At 64.7% G+C, this 16,252-nt stretch carries 10 protein-coding genes, 3 rRNA genes and 1 pseudogene; 6 read left to right on the forward strand and 8 right to left on the reverse strand.

Annotated features, from left to right (window positions below):
* Positions 1 to 101 precede the first annotated feature (101 nt).
* The 4 genes from OG430_RS26445 to rrf all read left to right on the forward strand — a co-directional run bounded on the left by OG430_RS26445 (position 102) and on the right by rrf (position 6,406).
* Complete coding sequence (locus OG430_RS26445) at positions 102 to 626, forward strand: MarR family winged helix-turn-helix transcriptional regulator (RefSeq protein WP_327355083.1); 525 nt, start codon at positions 102 to 104, stop codon at positions 624 to 626.
* Positions 627 to 1,232: 606 nt separating this feature from the next.
* Positions 1,233 to 2,758, forward strand: a 16S ribosomal RNA gene (locus OG430_RS26450).
* Positions 2,759 to 3,066: 308 nt separating this feature from the next.
* A 23S ribosomal RNA gene (locus tag OG430_RS26455) occupies positions 3,067 to 6,190 on the forward strand.
* A 99-nt stretch (positions 6,191 to 6,289) separates the two neighbouring features.
* A 5S ribosomal RNA gene (gene rrf / locus OG430_RS26460) occupies positions 6,290 to 6,406 on the forward strand.
* The 16S, 23S and 5S rRNA genes sit together here, the layout of an rRNA operon.
* Before the next feature lie 95 nt (positions 6,407 to 6,501).
* On the opposite strand, the gene OG430_RS26465 is transcribed toward rrf, so the two are convergent.
* Genes OG430_RS26465 through OG430_RS26480 form a run of 4 tightly spaced genes read right to left on the reverse strand, consistent with a single transcriptional unit; the run spans position 6,502 to position 10,229 of the window.
* Positions 6,502 to 7,167, reverse strand: coding sequence for a response regulator transcription factor (locus tag OG430_RS26465; protein ID WP_327355084.1), 666 nt, complete (start codon positions 7,165 to 7,167; stop codon positions 6,502 to 6,504).
* Positions 7,164 to 8,450 (reverse strand): sensor histidine kinase, encoded by a 1,287-nt coding sequence (locus tag OG430_RS26470; protein ID WP_327355085.1) that lies wholly within the window; start codon positions 8,448 to 8,450, stop codon positions 7,164 to 7,166. The genes OG430_RS26465 and OG430_RS26470 overlap by 4 nt, the downstream gene beginning before the upstream one ends.
* Before the next feature lie 34 nt (positions 8,451 to 8,484).
* Positions 8,485 to 9,303, reverse strand: coding sequence for an ABC transporter permease (locus OG430_RS26475; protein WP_327355086.1), 819 nt, complete (start codon positions 9,301 to 9,303; stop codon positions 8,485 to 8,487).
* A complete protein-coding gene (locus tag OG430_RS26480) occupies positions 9,300 to 10,229 on the reverse strand; it encodes an ABC transporter ATP-binding protein (RefSeq protein WP_327355087.1) in 930 nt (309 codons plus the stop codon). The genes OG430_RS26475 and OG430_RS26480 overlap by 4 nt, the downstream gene beginning before the upstream one ends.
* Before the next feature lie 139 nt (positions 10,230 to 10,368).
* Between OG430_RS26480 and OG430_RS26485 the strand changes: the two genes are divergently transcribed.
* Entirely contained in the window at positions 10,369 to 10,920 is a 552-nt protein-coding gene (locus tag OG430_RS26485; RefSeq protein WP_327355088.1) for a GNAT family N-acetyltransferase, read from the forward strand.
* A gap of 2 nt (positions 10,921 to 10,922) precedes the next feature.
* On the opposite strand, the gene OG430_RS26490 is transcribed toward OG430_RS26485, so the two are convergent.
* The gene (locus OG430_RS26490) at positions 10,923 to 11,501 is read right to left on the reverse strand and encodes an NADPH-dependent FMN reductase (protein WP_327355089.1); all 579 of its coding nucleotides are present in this window, start codon (positions 11,499 to 11,501) and stop codon (positions 10,923 to 10,925) included.
* A 301-nt stretch (positions 11,502 to 11,802) separates the two neighbouring features.
* Positions 11,803 to 12,573 (reverse strand): annotated as a pseudogene (locus OG430_RS49495) (MFS transporter); the annotation flags it as partial.
* Between the two features lie 392 nt (positions 12,574 to 12,965).
* Here OG430_RS49495 and OG430_RS49500 point away from each other — a divergent pair.
* A complete protein-coding gene (locus tag OG430_RS49500; protein WP_442816557.1) occupies positions 12,966 to 13,250 on the forward strand; it encodes a TetR family transcriptional regulator in 285 nt (94 codons plus the stop codon).
* A gap of 30 nt (positions 13,251 to 13,280) precedes the next feature.
* Here OG430_RS49500 and OG430_RS26505 read toward each other — a convergent pair whose 3' ends face one another.
* A complete protein-coding gene (locus OG430_RS26505; protein ID WP_327355091.1) occupies positions 13,281 to 14,819 on the reverse strand; it encodes a type IV secretory system conjugative DNA transfer family protein in 1,539 nt (512 codons plus the stop codon).
* Positions 14,820 to 14,821: 2 nt separating this feature from the next.
* Positions 14,822 to 16,252: an ATP-binding protein gene (locus OG430_RS26510; RefSeq protein ID WP_327355092.1), complete on the reverse strand. Its 1,431-nt coding sequence runs from the start codon at positions 16,250 to 16,252 to the stop codon at positions 14,822 to 14,824.

Here is a 16,252-nt window from a genome sequence, read left to right on the forward strand (position 1 = left end):
GGGAGGTCTTCGTCCTGAAGACTTCGAAGCTAAAGTTTCGAGCTAAAGAGTAAGGCTCGAAGGTCTTTAGTGCAAAGTGAGGTCGTGCCATACTTCCGGGCATGGGTGACACCCCCGGTGCCGATGAGCCGACACTCGAAGAGCAGATCGCCGCGTACCAGCGCGAGTTCAGCGATCTCGACCCGCAGGTCGAGCAGATCGTCTCGGCCCTCGGCCGCCTCAACCGCCGTATGAACGTCGCCTACGGACGACAGACCGCGACCCTCGGCATCAGCAACGCCGAGTGGGAGGTCCTCAAGGCCCTCGTCCTCGCCGGCGCCCCCTACCGCCTGGGCCCCGGCGACCTGGCCAAGAGCCTCGCGCTGACCCCGGCCGCGATGACCCACCGCATCGACCGCATGGTCGCCGAGGGCCTGGTCACCCGGGACCGCGACGAGACCAACCGGGTCCGCGTGATCATCGAGCTCACGGACGTCGGCCGGGAGAAGTGGCTGGACGCGATGCGCCTCGCCACGGTCTTCGAGGAGGACCTCCTGCAGGACCTCTCCACGAAGGAGCGGGGCGTCCTGGGCGGCTTCCTGACTCGTCTCCTGGCCAGGGTTGACAGCACCCTCCCGCATCCGTAAAGTTCTTCGGGTTGCCACAGAGCCGTAACGGTTCTGCGACAGCACCTCCCGCCGCTCTCAGCGGCAAAACAAACTCAGCACGATCTCCCACCGGGGACAATTTCGGCATGCCGAAATTCAATTCCCTGACTCGATTATGAGTCGCCCGGGAAATCAGCTAGAGTTTGAGCGTCGGAACGGCCCAACAGCCGCAAAGACAAACCCGGTTGACTGGGAGTCAGGCCCGAAAGGATCTGATAGAGTCAACATCGCCGGAAAGGGAAACGCGAAAGCGAAGAACTGGAAAGCACCGAGGAAGTCGGACACGAAAGCGTCTGATAGAGTCGGAAACGCAAGACCGAAGGGAAGCGCCCGGAGGAAAGCCCGAGAGGGTGAGTACAAAGGAAGCGTCCGTTCCTTGAGAACTCAACAGCGTGCCAAAAATCAACGCCAGATATGTTGATACCCCGTCCACGGCCAATCTTGGCTGGGGATGAGGTTCCTTTGAAAAAGTCCTGCCGATCTACACCGGTTGGTAGGCAAACACAGCGAGGACGCTGTGAACGACCGGGACTATTCCTCCTGGTTGTTCCGCTCTCGTGGTGTCATCCCGATTACGGGAAAACATTCACGGAGAGTTTGATCCTGGCTCAGGACGAACGCTGGCGGCGTGCTTAACACATGCAAGTCGAACGATGAAGCCCTTCGGGGTGGATTAGTGGCGAACGGGTGAGTAACACGTGGGCAATCTGCCCTTCACTCTGGGACAAGCCCTGGAAACGGGGTCTAATACCGGATAACACTCCTTGCCTCCTGGCAGGGAGTTAAAAGCTCCGGCGGTGAAGGATGAGCCCGCGGCCTATCAGCTTGTTGGTGAGGTAACGGCTCACCAAGGCGACGACGGGTAGCCGGCCTGAGAGGGCGACCGGCCACACTGGGACTGAGACACGGCCCAGACTCCTACGGGAGGCAGCAGTGGGGAATATTGCACAATGGGCGAAAGCCTGATGCAGCGACGCCGCGTGAGGGATGACGGCCTTCGGGTTGTAAACCTCTTTCAGCAGGGAAGAAGCGAAAGTGACGGTACCTGCAGAAGAAGCGCCGGCTAACTACGTGCCAGCAGCCGCGGTAATACGTAGGGCGCAAGCGTTGTCCGGAATTATTGGGCGTAAAGAGCTCGTAGGCGGCTTGTCACGTCGGGTGTGAAAGACCGGGGCTTAACCCCGGTTCTGCATTCGATACGGGCTAGCTAGAGTGTGGTAGGGGAGATCGGAATTCCTGGTGTAGCGGTGAAATGCGCAGATATCAGGAGGAACACCGGTGGCGAAGGCGGATCTCTGGGCCATTACTGACGCTGAGGAGCGAAAGCGTGGGGAGCGAACAGGATTAGATACCCTGGTAGTCCACGCCGTAAACGGTGGGAACTAGGTGTTGGCGACATTCCACGTCGTCGGTGCCGCAGCTAACGCATTAAGTTCCCCGCCTGGGGAGTACGGCCGCAAGGCTAAAACTCAAAGGAATTGACGGGGGCCCGCACAAGCAGCGGAGCATGTGGCTTAATTCGACGCAACGCGAAGAACCTTACCAAGGCTTGACATATACCGGAAAGCATTAGAGATAGTGCCCCCCTTGTGGTCGGTATACAGGTGGTGCATGGCTGTCGTCAGCTCGTGTCGTGAGATGTTGGGTTAAGTCCCGCAACGAGCGCAACCCTTGTCCTGTGTTGCCAGCATGCCCTTCGGGGTGATGGGGACTCACAGGAGACCGCCGGGGTCAACTCGGAGGAAGGTGGGGACGACGTCAAGTCATCATGCCCCTTATGTCTTGGGCTGCACACGTGCTACAATGGCCGGTACAATGAGCTGCGAAACCGCAAGGTGGAGCGAATCTCAAAAAGCCGGTCTCAGTTCGGATTGGGGTCTGCAACTCGACCCCATGAAGTCGGAGTTGCTAGTAATCGCAGATCAGCATTGCTGCGGTGAATACGTTCCCGGGCCTTGTACACACCGCCCGTCACGTCACGAAAGTCGGTAACACCCGAAGCCGGTGGCCCAACCCCTTGTGGGAGGGAGCTGTCGAAGGTGGGACTGGCGATTGGGACGAAGTCGTAACAAGGTAGCCGTACCGGAAGGTGCGGCTGGATCACCTCCTTTCTAAGGAGCATCTAGGCCGCCAAGCTTGCTTGGTGGTCCAGGGCCATTACGTCGGCACACGTTCGACGGTGGTTGCTCATGGGTGGAACGTTGATTATTCGGCACACTTGACCTGCTCTGGTCGCAAGTACTGCTTCGGCGTGGAAAGCGAGAGGAACAGGCAAGGAGTGTCGGGCACGCTGTTGGGTGTCTGAAGTAACGGCCGTATGGCTGTCTTCAGTGCCGGCCCCGGTGAAGCACCGCGTAAGTGGTGTGTGACGGGTGGTTGGTCGTTGTTTGAGAACTACACAGTGGACGCGAGCATCTGTGGCCAAGTTTTTAAGGGCGCACGGTGGATGCCTTGGCACCAGGAACCGATGAAGGACGTGGGAGGCCACGATAGTCCCCGGGGAGTCGTCAACCAGACTTTGATCCGGGGGTTTCCGAATGGGGAAACCCGGCAGTCGTCATGGACTGTCACCCATGCCTGAACACATAGGGCATGTGGAGGGAACGAGGGGAAGTGAAACATCTCAGTACCCTCAGGAAGAGAAAACAACCGTGATTCCGGGAGTAGTGGCGAGCGAAACCGGATGAGGCCAAACCGTATGCGTGTGAGACCCGGCAGGGGTTGCGCATGCGGGGTTGTGGGATCTCTCTTTCACAGTCTGCCGGCTGTGAGACGAGTCAGAAACCGTTGATGTAGACGAAGGACATGCGAAAGGTCCGGCGTAGAGGGTAAGACCCCCGTAGTCGAAACGTCAACGGCTCGTTTGAGAGACACCCAAGTAGCACGGGGCCCGAGAAATCCCGTGTGAATCTGGCGGGACCACCCGCTAAGCCTAAATATTCCCTGGTGACCGATAGCGGATAGTACCGTGAGGGAATGGTGAAAAGTACCGCGGGAGCGGAGTGAAATAGTACCTGAAACCGTGTGCCTACAAGCCGTGGGAGCGTCGCTGGCAGCACTTGTGCTGTCAGTCGTGACTGCGTGCCTTTTGAAGAATGAGCCTGCGAGTTAGCGGTGTGTAGCGAGGTTAACCCGTGTGGGGAAGCCGTAGCGAAAGCGAGTCCGAATAGGGCGATTGAGTTGCACGCTCTAGACCCGAAGCGGAGTGATCTAGCCATGGGCAGGTTGAAGCGGCTGTAAGAGGTCGTGGAGGACCGAACCCACCAGGGTTGAAAACCTGGGGGATGACCTGTGGTTAGGGGTGAAAGGCCAATCAAACTCCGTGATAGCTGGTTCTCCCCGAAATGCATTTAGGTGCAGCGTCACGTGTTTCTTGCCGGAGGTAGAGCACTGGATAGGCGATGGGCCCTACCGGGTTACTGACCTTAGCCAAACTCCGAATGCCGGTAAGTGAGAGCGTGGCAGTGAGACTGTGGGGGATAAGCTCCATGGTCGAGAGGGAAACAGCCCAGAGCATCGACTAAGGCCCCTAAGCGTACGCTAAGTGGGAAAGGATGTGGAGTCGCAGAGACAACCAGGAGGTTGGCTTAGAAGCAGCCACCCTTGAAAGAGTGCGTAATAGCTCACTGGTCTAGTGATTCCGCGCCGACAATGTAGCGGGGCTCAAGCGTACCGCCGAAGTCGTGTCATTCCAGCAATAGGGCCAACGCCCGCTGGGATGGGTAGGGGAGCGTCGTGTGCCGGGTGAAGCAGCCGCGGAAGCGAGTTGTGGACGGTTCACGAGTGAGAATGCAGGCATGAGTAGCGATACACACGTGAGAAACGTGTGCGCCGATTGACTAAGGGTTCCTGGGTCAAGCTGATCTGCCCAGGGTAAGTCGGGACCTAAGGCGAGGCCGACAGGCGTAGTCGATGGACAACCGGTTGATATTCCGGTACCCGCTTTGAAACGCCCAATACTGAATCAGGCGATGCTAAGTCCGTGAAGCCGTTCCGGACCCTTCGGGGAAAGGAAAGTGGTGGAGCCGACGAACCAGACTTGTAGTAGGTAAGCGATGGGGTGACGCAGGAAGGTAGTCCAGCCCGGGCGGTGGTAGTCCCGGGGTAAGGGTGTAGCCCGTCATCTAGGCAAATCCGGATGACATATAAGGGTGAGACCTGATGCCGAGCCGATTGTGGTGAAGTGGATGATCCTATGCTGTCGAGAAAAGCCTCTAGCGAGTTTCATGGCGGCCCGTACCCTAAACCGACTCAGGTGGTCAGGTAGAGAATACCGAGGCGTTCGGGTGAACTATGGTTAAGGAACTCGGCAAAATGCCCCCGTAACTTCGGGAGAAGGGGGGCCATCACTGGTGAAGGAACTTGCTTCCTGAGCTGGGGGTGGCCGCAGAGACCAGCGAGAAGCGACTGTTTACTAAAAACACAGGTCCGTGCGAAGCCGTAAGGCGATGTATACGGACTGACGCCTGCCCGGTGCTGGAACGTTAAGGGGACCGGTTAGTGCACTTTCGGGTGTGCGAAGCTGAGAACTTAAGCGCCAGTAAACGGCGGTGGTAACTATAACCATCCTAAGGTAGCGAAATTCCTTGTCGGGTAAGTTCCGACCTGCACGAATGGCGTAACGACTTCTCGACTGTCTCAACCATAGGCCCGGTGAAATTGCACTACGAGTAAAGATGCTCGTTTCGCGCAGCAGGACGGAAAGACCCCGGGACCTTTACTACAGTTTGATATTGGTGTTCGGTTCGGCTTGTGTAGGATAGGTGGGAGACTTTGAACCTTGGACGCCAGTTCAGGGGGAGTCGTCGTTGAAATACCACTCTGGTCGTGCTGGATGTCTAACCTGGGTCCGTGATCCGGATCAGGGACAGTGTCTGATGGGTAGTTTAACTGGGGCGGTTGCCTCCCAAAGAGTAACGGAGGCGCCCAAAGGTTCCCTCAGCCTGGTTGGCAATCAGGTGTTGAGTGTAAGTGCACAAGGGAGCTTGACTGTGAGACCGACGGGTCGAGCAGGGACGAAAGTCGGGACTAGTGATCCGGCGGTGGCTTGTGGAAGCGCCGTCGCTCAACGGATAAAAGGTACCCCGGGGATAACAGGCTGATCTTCCCCAAGAGTCCATATCGACGGGATGGTTTGGCACCTCGATGTCGGCTCGTCGCATCCTGGGGCTGGAGTCGGTCCCAAGGGTTGGGCTGTTCGCCCATTAAAGCGGTACGCGAGCTGGGTTTAGAACGTCGTGAGACAGTTCGGTCCCTATCCGCTGTGCGCGTAGGAATATTGAGAAGGGCTGTCCCTAGTACGAGAGGACCGGGACGGACGAACCTCTGGTGTGCCAGTTGTCCTGCCAAGGGCATGGCTGGTTGGCTACGTTCGGAAAGGATAACCGCTGAAAGCATCTAAGCGGGAAGCCTGCTTCAAGATGAGTATTCCCACCAACTTGATTGGTTAAGGCTCCCAGTAGACGACTGGGTTGATAGGCCAGATGTGGAAGCCCTGTAAGGGGTGGAGCTGACTGGTACTAATAGGCCGAGGGCTTGTCCTCAGTTGCTCGCGTCCACTGTGTTAGTTCTGAAATAACAAACAACACGCCTCCCCCCTAAGGCCATGGGGGTTGAGGCATCGGTTCAAAATTTCAAAGTGTTTCGGTGGTCATAGCGTGAGGGAAACGCCCGGTTACATTCCGAACCCGGAAGCTAAGCCTCACAGCGCCGATGGTACTGCAGGGGGGACCCTGTGGGAGAGTAGGACGCCGCCGAACTAAATTTAGATGAAAGGGAAACCCCCGCACCTATGGTGCGGGGGTTTTCTGCGTTCTGGATCCATTGAGTCCATTGAGTCCATTGGGTCTATTTCTCAAGACGGGCTTACCAGCCGGGTGTCATAAGCCAGAATCACGGCCTGGACCCGGTCCCTCGTGCCCGTCTTCGCGAGGATGCGGCCCACGTGGGTCTTTACCGTCGATTCGGCGAGGTGCAGGCGTTCGGCGATTTCGGTGTTGGTCCAGCCCTGGCCGATGACCGTCAGGATCTCGCGTTCGCGTTCGGTGAGTGTGGCCAGGCGGGTGTCGGGGCCGGCCGTTTCCGTGGTGCCTGTCGGCAGGTGTTCGGCGAATGCGTCGAGGAGCCGGCGGGTCAGGCTCGGGGCGACCACCGCGTCTCCCGACGCGACCGCGCGGATGCCGGACAGAAGGTCCTCCGGCAAGGCGTCCTTCACCAGGAAGCCGGAGGCTCCCGCGCGCAGACCTGCGTACGCGTACTCGTCGAGGTCGAACGTCGTGAGGATCAGGACGCGGGTGCGGTCGCCGGCCGCGACGATGCGGCGGGTGGCCTCGATGCCGTCGAGGCCGGGCATGCGGATGTCCATCAGGACGACGTCCGGGTGGAGTTGGGACACCATGCGGACGGCCTCGATGCCGTTGGATGCCTCGCCGAGGAGCTCCATGTCGTCCTGGCTTTCCAGGAGCATGCGGAATCCGAAGCGCTGCATGGGCTGGTCGTCGACGATGAGGACGGTGGTCACTGAGCTGACTTCTCCGTTTTCTGTACGGCAGCGGGGAGGTGCAGGCGGACCTGCCAGCCTCCTGTGGGCATGGGGCCAGCCTCAAGTGTGCCTTCGTACAGGGCGGTTCGCTCGCGCATGCCGGTGATGCCGCGGCCCTCCGGAGCGTTTGCCGCCGGGTGGCCGGTGTCGGTCACTGTCGCGCGTACGCCGTCGGGTGCGTAGAGCACCTCGACCGTCGCCTGCGCGCCGGGGCCCGCGTGCTTGAGGATGTTGGTGAGGGCTTCCTGGACGACCCGGTACACGGTGAGGTGCAGGCCTTCCGGGTACGTCTCCGGGTTGCCGGTGATGTCCGTTCGGATGGGCAGGCCTGCTGAACGTACGCCATCTACCAGGGTGTTGAGGTCTGCGTACCCGGGCTGTGGAGCCAGCTCGGCCGACCCCGACTCGTCGTCGCGGAGCACCCCGAGCAGGCGGCGGAGTTCGGCGAGGGCCTCTCGGCTGGTGGTGCTGATCGCGTGGAGGGCCTGGCCGGCGCGTTCTGGGTTCTTCTTCGCGGCGTACGCGCCGCCGTCCGCCAGGCCGGTGATCACCGAGAGGTTGTGGCCGATGATGTCGTGCATCTCGCGGGCGATCCGGGTGCGTTCGGCGGCCGCGGCGAGCTGGGCCTGCTGGTCGCGTTCGACCTCGAGCTGGCGGGCGCGGTCCATGAGGGAGGAGGTGTAGTCGCGGCGGGTGCGGACGGCGATGCCGAGGAGCGCGACGAGGGCGATGTACCAGAGGGCAGGGACGAGGTCGCGGTCCCAGGCGCCTGCCGGGTCGCGGATCGAGCTCGCCGCATAGGGCAGGAACACCAGCGCCGAGGCCCACCACAGCGTCTTGAGCGGCCTGCGCAGGGCGACGTTGAACAGTACGAACAGCGTGAGCAGCGAGGCCTGCAGCATGGTGCCGGTCAGGGAGTTGACCAGGGCGACCGCCGACATGACGGCGAGGACGGCCATCGGAGTCCGGCGCCGCCACAGCAGTGGCAGGGACAGGCCGAGGGCCATGCACAGCGTCAGGGCCGGCGGCAGCTTCGCGTTCTCCGCCATGACCTGCCAGCCGCCCGGCCCCCAGTCGATGAGGGCCAAGACGACGAAGAACGCCGTGAACAGCAGGTCCCACACCAGTGGGCGCCGCCGGTCGAAGTCCCTGATCCGCTGCAGGACGCGCTGGATGTGCTGGGTGAGCGGCACGGCGCCCGCGGACCGTGCCTGGTCGGCGTGGTCCGGGGCGCTCGTGCTGCTCGGCTGTGGTTCGGTCACTGGTCCATCCTCGTACGTCGCCGAGTCCGCGGCCTCATACGTCGCGGCGCTTGAGCAGCACCGCGGCCCCGCCCAGTGCGGCCGCCGCCCACAGGGTCAGCGCGAGCAGGGCGCCGCCCGCGGAGGGGTAGGCGTCAGGTGTCGGGTGGAGCATCGTCAGGGATTCCAGGGCCTTCGCCGGGAAGAACTTCAGGGCGTCCTGTACGGCGTCGTACGGCAGCATGTCCAGGATCACCGGGACGATCATGGCGAGTCCGATGAAGGCGCCGATGCCGCCGGGCACCGAGCGCACCACCGCGGCCAGGCCGAGCGCGATCAGCCCCATCAGGGCGAGCCCGGCCGAGGCGCCGATCAGGGTGGGGATGACGCCGGGCGCGGTGAACGCCAGCTCCTGGTCCGTGCCGGCGAAGAACAGTTGGGCCGCCGGGTAGGTCACCAGGACCGTGACCAGCGTGACGGCGAAGGTGACCGTACCGAACACCGCGGCCTTGGACCACAGGACCGGCAGCCTGCGCGGTACGGCGGTGAGAGAGGAGCGGATCATGCCGGTCGAGTACTCGCCTGCGATGACCAGGACGCCTAGCACGGCGATCATGATCTGGGCGAGCTGGAAGCCGAAGAGGGTCATCAGGACGGTGTCCACGTCCGCGTCGCCGCCGCCGCTCTCGTACGTCCCGCCCATGAGGAGGCCGACGCCGAGGATCGCGACGGATGCGCCGATCAGGGTGATCCAGGTGGAGCGGAGCGTCCACAGCTTGTGCCATTCGGCGCGCAGGATGCGGGCCGGGGTGATGGCGTACGTGGGGCGCGACTTGGTGGTGGCCGCTGCGGTGGGGGCGTATGTGGTGGTCATGCGGCACCTGCCAGGGTGGAGTGGAGGCTGGAGTTGTACTCGACCGAGTCGTGGGTGAGGTCCATGAAGGCCTGTTCCAACGACGCGGTCTGCGGGGTGAGTTCGAAGAGGGGGATGCCGTGGGCGGCGGCGGTGTGGCCGATGTGTTCGCCGTCCGTGCCGCGGATCTGGAGGGTGCCGGGGGTTTCGGGCAGCACCTCGATGCCGGGGCCCGCGAGGAGGTCGGCGAGGCGTGCGGCCTCGGGGGTGACGACCTTCAGGGTGCCCGCGCCCGAGGAACGTACGAACGCGTCGACCGTCGTGTCAGCGAGGAGCCGGCCTCGGCCGATGATGATCAGGTGCTCGGCGGTGAGGGCCATCTCGCTCATCAGGTGGGAGGAGACGAAGACTGTACGGCCGTCTGCGGCAAGGGACTTGAGGAGGTTGCGGATCCAGAGGACGCCCTCCGGGTCGAGGCCGTTCACCGGCTCGTCGAGGATGATCGTCTGAGGGTCGCCGAGGAGTGCTGCCGCGATGCCGAGGCGTTGGCCCATGCCGAGGGAGAAGCCCTTTACGCGGCGGGCCGCGACCTCCTTGATCCCTGCCAGGTCCAGTACCTCTTCGACGCGGCGGCGGGGGATGCCGTGGGTGTGGGCGAGGGACATGAGGTGGTGGTAGGCGGAGCGGCCCGGGTGTACGGAGCGGGCCTCAAGGAGGGCGCCGACCTCTTGCAGCGGGGCTTTGTGGGTGGCGTAGGCCCGGCCGCCCACGGTTGCGCTGCCACGGGTGGGGGCGTCCAGGCCGAGGATCATGCGCATGGTGGTGGATTTGCCTGCGCCGTTGGGGCCCAGGAAGCCGGTGACGGTGCCTGGCTTCACTTCGAAGGTGAGGTCTTCTACGACTGTTTTGTCGCCGTAGCGCTTGGTGAGGCTGTGGGCTCGGATCATGTCTTCGATGCTCCGCCTCGCGGGGGCGGGGATCGTCGGACCTTGGGCGGGAACCGGGGGCCGGGTGTAGTACCCGGGTACGACGGGGTGGGGCACGCCCTGCGGAGCGATTGCCCACAGTGGTTGGCATGATTGCGGCATGAGTTACGAGATCCGGCCCGTGCGCGCCGAGGAATGGCCCCAGGTCAAGGACCTGCGGCTGGCTGCCCTCCAGGATCCGGTCGCGCCCCAGGCCTTCCTGGAGACGTATGACCAAGCCCTTGCCCGGCCGGATGGGTTTTGGCAGGACCGGGCCGCCGGGAATTCGCACGGGACCGCCGCGCGGCAGTTCGTTGCCGTTGCGGGGGACGGGAGTTGGGCGGGGACCTGTGTGGCGCTTGTCGAGGAGGCCGGGGGTGAGGACTTCTTCGGTGCGGCGATCGCGCAGCGGCAGGCGCATCTCGTGGGGGTCTTCGTGCGGCCCGAGCACCGGGGCCGGGGGCTTGTCGAGGGGCTCTTCGGGGCGGCGGTCGAGTGGGCGTTCTCGCTCGACGGGCTGGAGCGGGTGCGGCTGCACGTCCACGAGGACAATGCCCGTGCCGAAGCCGCGTACCGGAAGATCGGGTTCGAACGCAGCGGAAGGGCCGTCCCCTTCAAGGGCGACCCTTCCGTGCGCGAGCTCGAAATGGAGCTCAAGAAGCCTGAGCGGTAAGGCTAGTTGTACGGGTTCGTCGCGCGTGCCGTGCGCAGGGCCTCGGCCCACCACGTCAGCTGGTCGAGCAGGACCTTCGCAGCGCCGGCCGCGCCCTGCGGGTCGTGGGCCTTGCCGTCCTCGCCGAAGTGGTCCCAGCCGCTGTGGAAGCTGACGCCGTCGCGGACCGTGACGCAGTGCAGTTCGGCGAAGACCTGGCGCAGGTGCTCGACGGCGCGCAGGCCGCCGGAGACGCCGCCGTACGACACGAAGCCGACCGGCTTGGCGTGCCACTCGGTCTTGTGCAGGTCGATGAAGTGCTTCAGCTGGGCCGGGTAGCTGTGGTTGTACTCGGGGGTGACGACCACGAAGGCGTCGGCGGCGTCGACGCGGGCGGCCAGTTCGACCAGGGCCGGGGTGCGCTCGGTGCCCCAGTTGGGGTGGCAGGCGGGGAGTTCGAGTTCGTTGACGTCGATGACGTCGAGCTCGGCGGCGCCGTGCTGCTCGGCGAGGGCGGTGAACCAGCTGGCGACGGTCGGGCCGAAGCGGCCTTCGCGGGTGGAGCCGACGATCACGGCCAGGCGGTAAGGGGTCGTAGACATCTGCGGTTCCTGCAATTCCTGAAGTGTGTTCGCTATTCGGACAGTTAACGGATGAGGGGATCAGCGAGTCTGCGCTGTTGTGGGTTCTGCCAGCGGCACCGGGTGGACCTTGGTGTTCTCGGCCGTACGCGGCCGAAGCAGCCGGTGCCGCTGGCAGCGCCAGCCCCGCGATCAGCGTTGCCACCGCCCACAGCCCGGTCCGCATCGTCTCGGTGAACTGCCCGGCCGCGTCCGCCCTCTGGGCCATCCCGGCCCGCTCGGTCTCGACCATGCCGATGGCCTGGGCGTCGATGAGCCCCGTCGACAGGCCGGGGCCGACGCCGAGGGGGAGCACCGGTGCCGCGGGCTCCGCCAGGGTGATGCCGGGGTGCAGGGCCGCGCCGAGCCAGATGTTGCCGGCCGCGATCAGCGTCTGCGACAGGACGAGGAGGTGCTGGGCGGCGATGCCGCGGGCCACCAGGCGGGCGCCGACCTGCGGCAGGACGAGCAGCGGGCCGCTGATGTAGAGGAGCGTGAGGCCCGCCTCCCGTGCCGTGAATCCGCTGGTGGCCTGCAGGTAGGTGGGCAGGAAGACCAGGGCCGCGGTGACGCCCGCGCCCATCCCGAAGAGGCCGATCGGCCAGGCCACGAAGGCGCGGTTGCGGATCAGGGTGAGGTCGAGGACCGGCTTCACGTCCTCGCCGAGGGCGGCGCGCTGCAGGATGCGCTTCTCGATGCGTACGAAGGTGACGAACAGGGCGGCACCGGCGGCCAGCGGGAGCAGCGTCGGTGCGGAGGCCCAGCCCTGCTTCGAGCCCTGGGTGACCGCGAAGAGCACCAGCGCGAGCCCGCCGATGAAGGTCACCGCGCCCGCCTTGTCGACGCGCGGCCGGACCGCCGCCTTCGACTCGGCGAGCAGCGTCGACCCGAGCAGGATCACCACTCCGACCCCCGCGAAGGCGAGGAAGGTGGCGCGCCAGCCGAGGCCGTCCACCATCCAGCCGGAGAACGTCGGGCCGAGCGCGAGCCCGAGCCCGCCCGTGGTGCCCACGGCGGCGAACGCCTTGGCGCGGGCGGGGCCGGTGAACGTCACCGCGAGCAGCGAGCAGCGAGCAGCGAGCTGCCGCTCGCCATGACGCCGGCGGCCTCGATGCCGGAGAGGATGCGTGCCGCGTCGAGGGCAGGTGTCGGGTAGAGGGACAGATCGGGTAGGGGCAACTGCTCAACTGCCTGATTGCGTGGCTGGTGGGGGTGGGTGGTTGCGCGGACCTCCGTCTGTTTCGTTGTTGGGTGCGGGTGCTTTGTGGCTGGCTTTCTCCAATTGCTGTCAGTACGGGGCCACAGGGGAGAAGTCCCGGCGACGGAAGAGGCGGGGGCAGGGCAAAGACAAAGACCGCAGCGAGAGAAAGGGGAGGAGGGGGTGGGCGGGGGCTCGGAGGGCTGGCCGGGGCTACGTGGGGGGAAAGGGGCGCCGGGTGGACCTTTATGCCCGTTATGGCTGCCCGTTTTCCCCCACGTAGCTCATGGGGACCCTCTTCGGGCTCGGGAGCCAGGGCCGTCTTCGGGCGGGAGGGCTACACCTGCGCGAGCATTGACGCGATCGCCGCCGAGGCCGGGGTCTCCTCGCGTACCACCCAACTCGCCTTGCAGAACCACCTGTTGGAGGTCGGGCGCAAGGGGCTGCTCGCCGTGGACGAGGGCAATGTGGAGGAGCTGGTGCGCGAGGGGGTTGAGCTGTTCTTGTTGGTGTACGGGAACGAGCCCGGCTAGACCGATTTCGCCGTACGGCAACGAGCCTGCCTAGACCGGGAGTTCGGCCTCCGGCCAGCGGGAGCGGCCCTGCTCCTTCGAGCGGAGCAGGGCCAGGGTCGGTAGACCCACGTCCGCCCCGGTCGACAGCAGCTCCGGGAGCTGGGGAAGCGGAGCCACCGCGGCGACGTCGTCCAGGACGAGCGTAAGTGGTGGGTCGAGGCGACCGGAGGATGACCGTTCGGCCATGCGCCGGCCGCGCTCGACCACGCTTGAGGCGAGGGCCGTGAGCAAGGGCATTGCGCCGGGGCGGGACTTGGGGTCTTCGATGGCTTCACCCACCACGTAAAGCGTGCCCCCTTCTTGGACGAAGGAATCCAGGGCGAGTGTGTCGTTTCTGGAGGGGTTGCTCGCCTCGCGGATGTGGATCGAGAAGAGGGCGGAGAGGGCTCGGGCGGTCAACTCCTGGGCCATGTCGCGGCGTTCGGGGTGCGCGGTGAGCTCCGCTTCCAGTTCGCCGGCGGATCCTGGTGCCGCTTTGGGGTTCGTACGGAGGATCCGTACGGCCTCCTGGACCTGGGTGCCCTGGGCCCAGCGGTGGACGTGCTTGAGCTGCTTGTTGTCCACGGCTGCGGCGTGCAGGTAGCTGCGCAGGAGGGTTTCGGCTGTGGCTGCGGTGGCCTGGTCCAGCTTGGCGGTCGGGCGGATGGGGGCGAGCAGGGCTGCCGCCCTTGCCCTTGCGGTGTCCTTGTCCTCGCAGCCTGTGGCCGGGGTCCAGTGGAGCCTTGCCGGGGTGTCGCAGAGGTGGGTCGGGTCGTAGACCAGGACGGGGCCCAGCTTGGATCTCGCGTCCTTGGTTTCCTCCCACAGGGTGGGGTCCGAGGTGATGATGAGGGCTGGGCCCTCGGCGTCCTGGATTGCCTGGGCTGCGATGGGCCTTCGCGTGTCGGCTGTTCCCAGGACCAGGGGCGTACGTTGCGTCGGTACGGCCAAGGGTTCCGGGATGGCTGCCGGGGGCTCGGGTTGCTGCACCGGGGGTGGGGTTTGCGTTTCCGCGTGCGGGGGTGGGGGATTTCCTCCCCGCCCCGCCCCTTCCCGAAATTCTGCGAAGCTTTCCGCCCTTCGGGCGGTGTCCTCAAACGCCGGACGGGCTGATTCATGGGCCGCATGATCGGCAGGGTGGGCCGATTCATCAAGCTCCTGCCGGGCTGAACGGCGTACCGCTCGCCAGCGAGCCAATGTGCCCATGACGAAGATCGTCAGGACGATCAGCACCATCAGCTGGCCGATGAACAAGCCCCAGAACAAGCCGTACCCGGAGAGCTCGGATGCCGGAGTCTCCGGCCAGGCGCCCGGCATGTCATGCGGGTTCGAGACCAAGTGCCTTATCGCCAAAGGAGATTGGGACAGGCTGACCTTGTCCGGCCACGCGCCATGGGCGAACAGGCCCGACAGGCCCGTGGCCGTCCAGACCAGGGCCGTGATGCCCAGGACGAAGGCCAGGAGGCCCACCAGGAGGCCGTCCGGCATGCCTCGGTCGGGGGCGTAGTGGCGGCGGTCGCGTGGGTCGCGGCCGTACGGCTCCCGCATGCTCAGCTCACCTCGCGCCTCAGACCGTTGAGGTCCAACTCATGGTCCTGCTCCATCAGGTCGGCTCGCGCCGCCCGCTCCTCCGCCTCCAGGTCGGCCGCGGCCAGGAGGTCGTCCATGCCCTCGATCTCGGAGTCCTCGGTCATGGCCCGGTCGGTGTAGACCAAGGGGCGTTCGGTCTCCGTGATCAGGTGTTTGACCACCTGTACGTTGCCGTTGACGTCCCAGACCGCGATGCCGGGGGTCAGGGTCGGGATGATCTCCACCGCCCAGCGGGGGAGGCCGATGACCCGGCCCGTGGCCCGTGCCTCGTCCGCCTTCTGGGCGTAGATCGTTCTGGTCGAGGCCATCTTCAGGATCGCCGCCGCCTCCTTCGCCGCCGCCCCGTCCACCACGTCGCTCAGGTGGTGGACGACCGCGACGAAGGACAGGCCGAGACGTCGCCCGAACTTCAGCAGGCGCTGGAAGAGTTGGGCCACGAACGGGCTGTTGATGATGTGCCACGCCTCTTCCACCAAGAAGATGCGCTTCTTGCGGTCGGGACGGATCCAGGTGTGTTCCAGCCACACACCGACGATCGCCATCAGGATGGGCATGGCGATGGAGTTGCGGTCGATGTGCGACAGGTCGAAGACGATCAGGGGCGCATCGAGGTCGATGCCGACCGTCGTCGGGCCGTCGAACATGCCGCGCAGGTCACCGTCGACCAGGCGGTCCAGGACCAGGGCGACGTCCAGACCCCACGCCCGTACGTCCTCTATCGCCACGTTCATCGCCTCGGCCGACTCCGGCTCGGGATGCCGCAGTTGCTCCACGATGTCCGTCAGCACCGGCTGGCGCTCGACGATCGTCTCGTTGACGTACGCGTGCGCCACCTTGAGGGCGAAGCCCGAGCGCTCGTCGAGCCCGTGGCCCATCGCCACCTCGATGATCGTGCGGAGCAGCGCGAGCTGACCCGTCGTGGTGATCGAGGGGTCGAGGGGGTTGAGGCGGATGCCGGTGTCGAGTGCGACCGTCGGGTCGAGGCGGATCGGCGTTATGCCGAGCTCCTCCGCGATGAGGTTCCACTCGCCGACGCCGTCCTCGCCCTGCGCGTCCAACACGACTACCTGGCGGTCACGGAACCTCAACTGCCGTAGGACGTAAGTCTTTTCCAGGGCGGATTTGCCGTTGCCGGACTCGCCGAGAACCAGCCAGTGCGGGGCCGGCAGCTGCTGGCCGTACAGCTGGAACGGGTCGTAGATGTACCCCTTGCCGCTGTACACCTCCCGCCCGATGATCACGCCCGAGTCGCCGAGCCCGGGGGCGGCGGTGGGCAGGTAGACGGCTTGGGCCTGGCCTGTGGACGTACGCACCGGAAGCCGTGTCGTCTCCACCTTGCCGAAGAGGAAGGCGGTGAAGGCATCCGTGAGCATGGTCAGCGGATCGCGCAT

The sequence above is a fragment of the Streptomyces sp. NBC_01304 genome (genome assembly GCF_035975855.1).
In the GTDB taxonomy this organism is placed as follows: Bacteria; Actinomycetota; Actinomycetes; order Streptomycetales; family Streptomycetaceae; genus Streptomyces.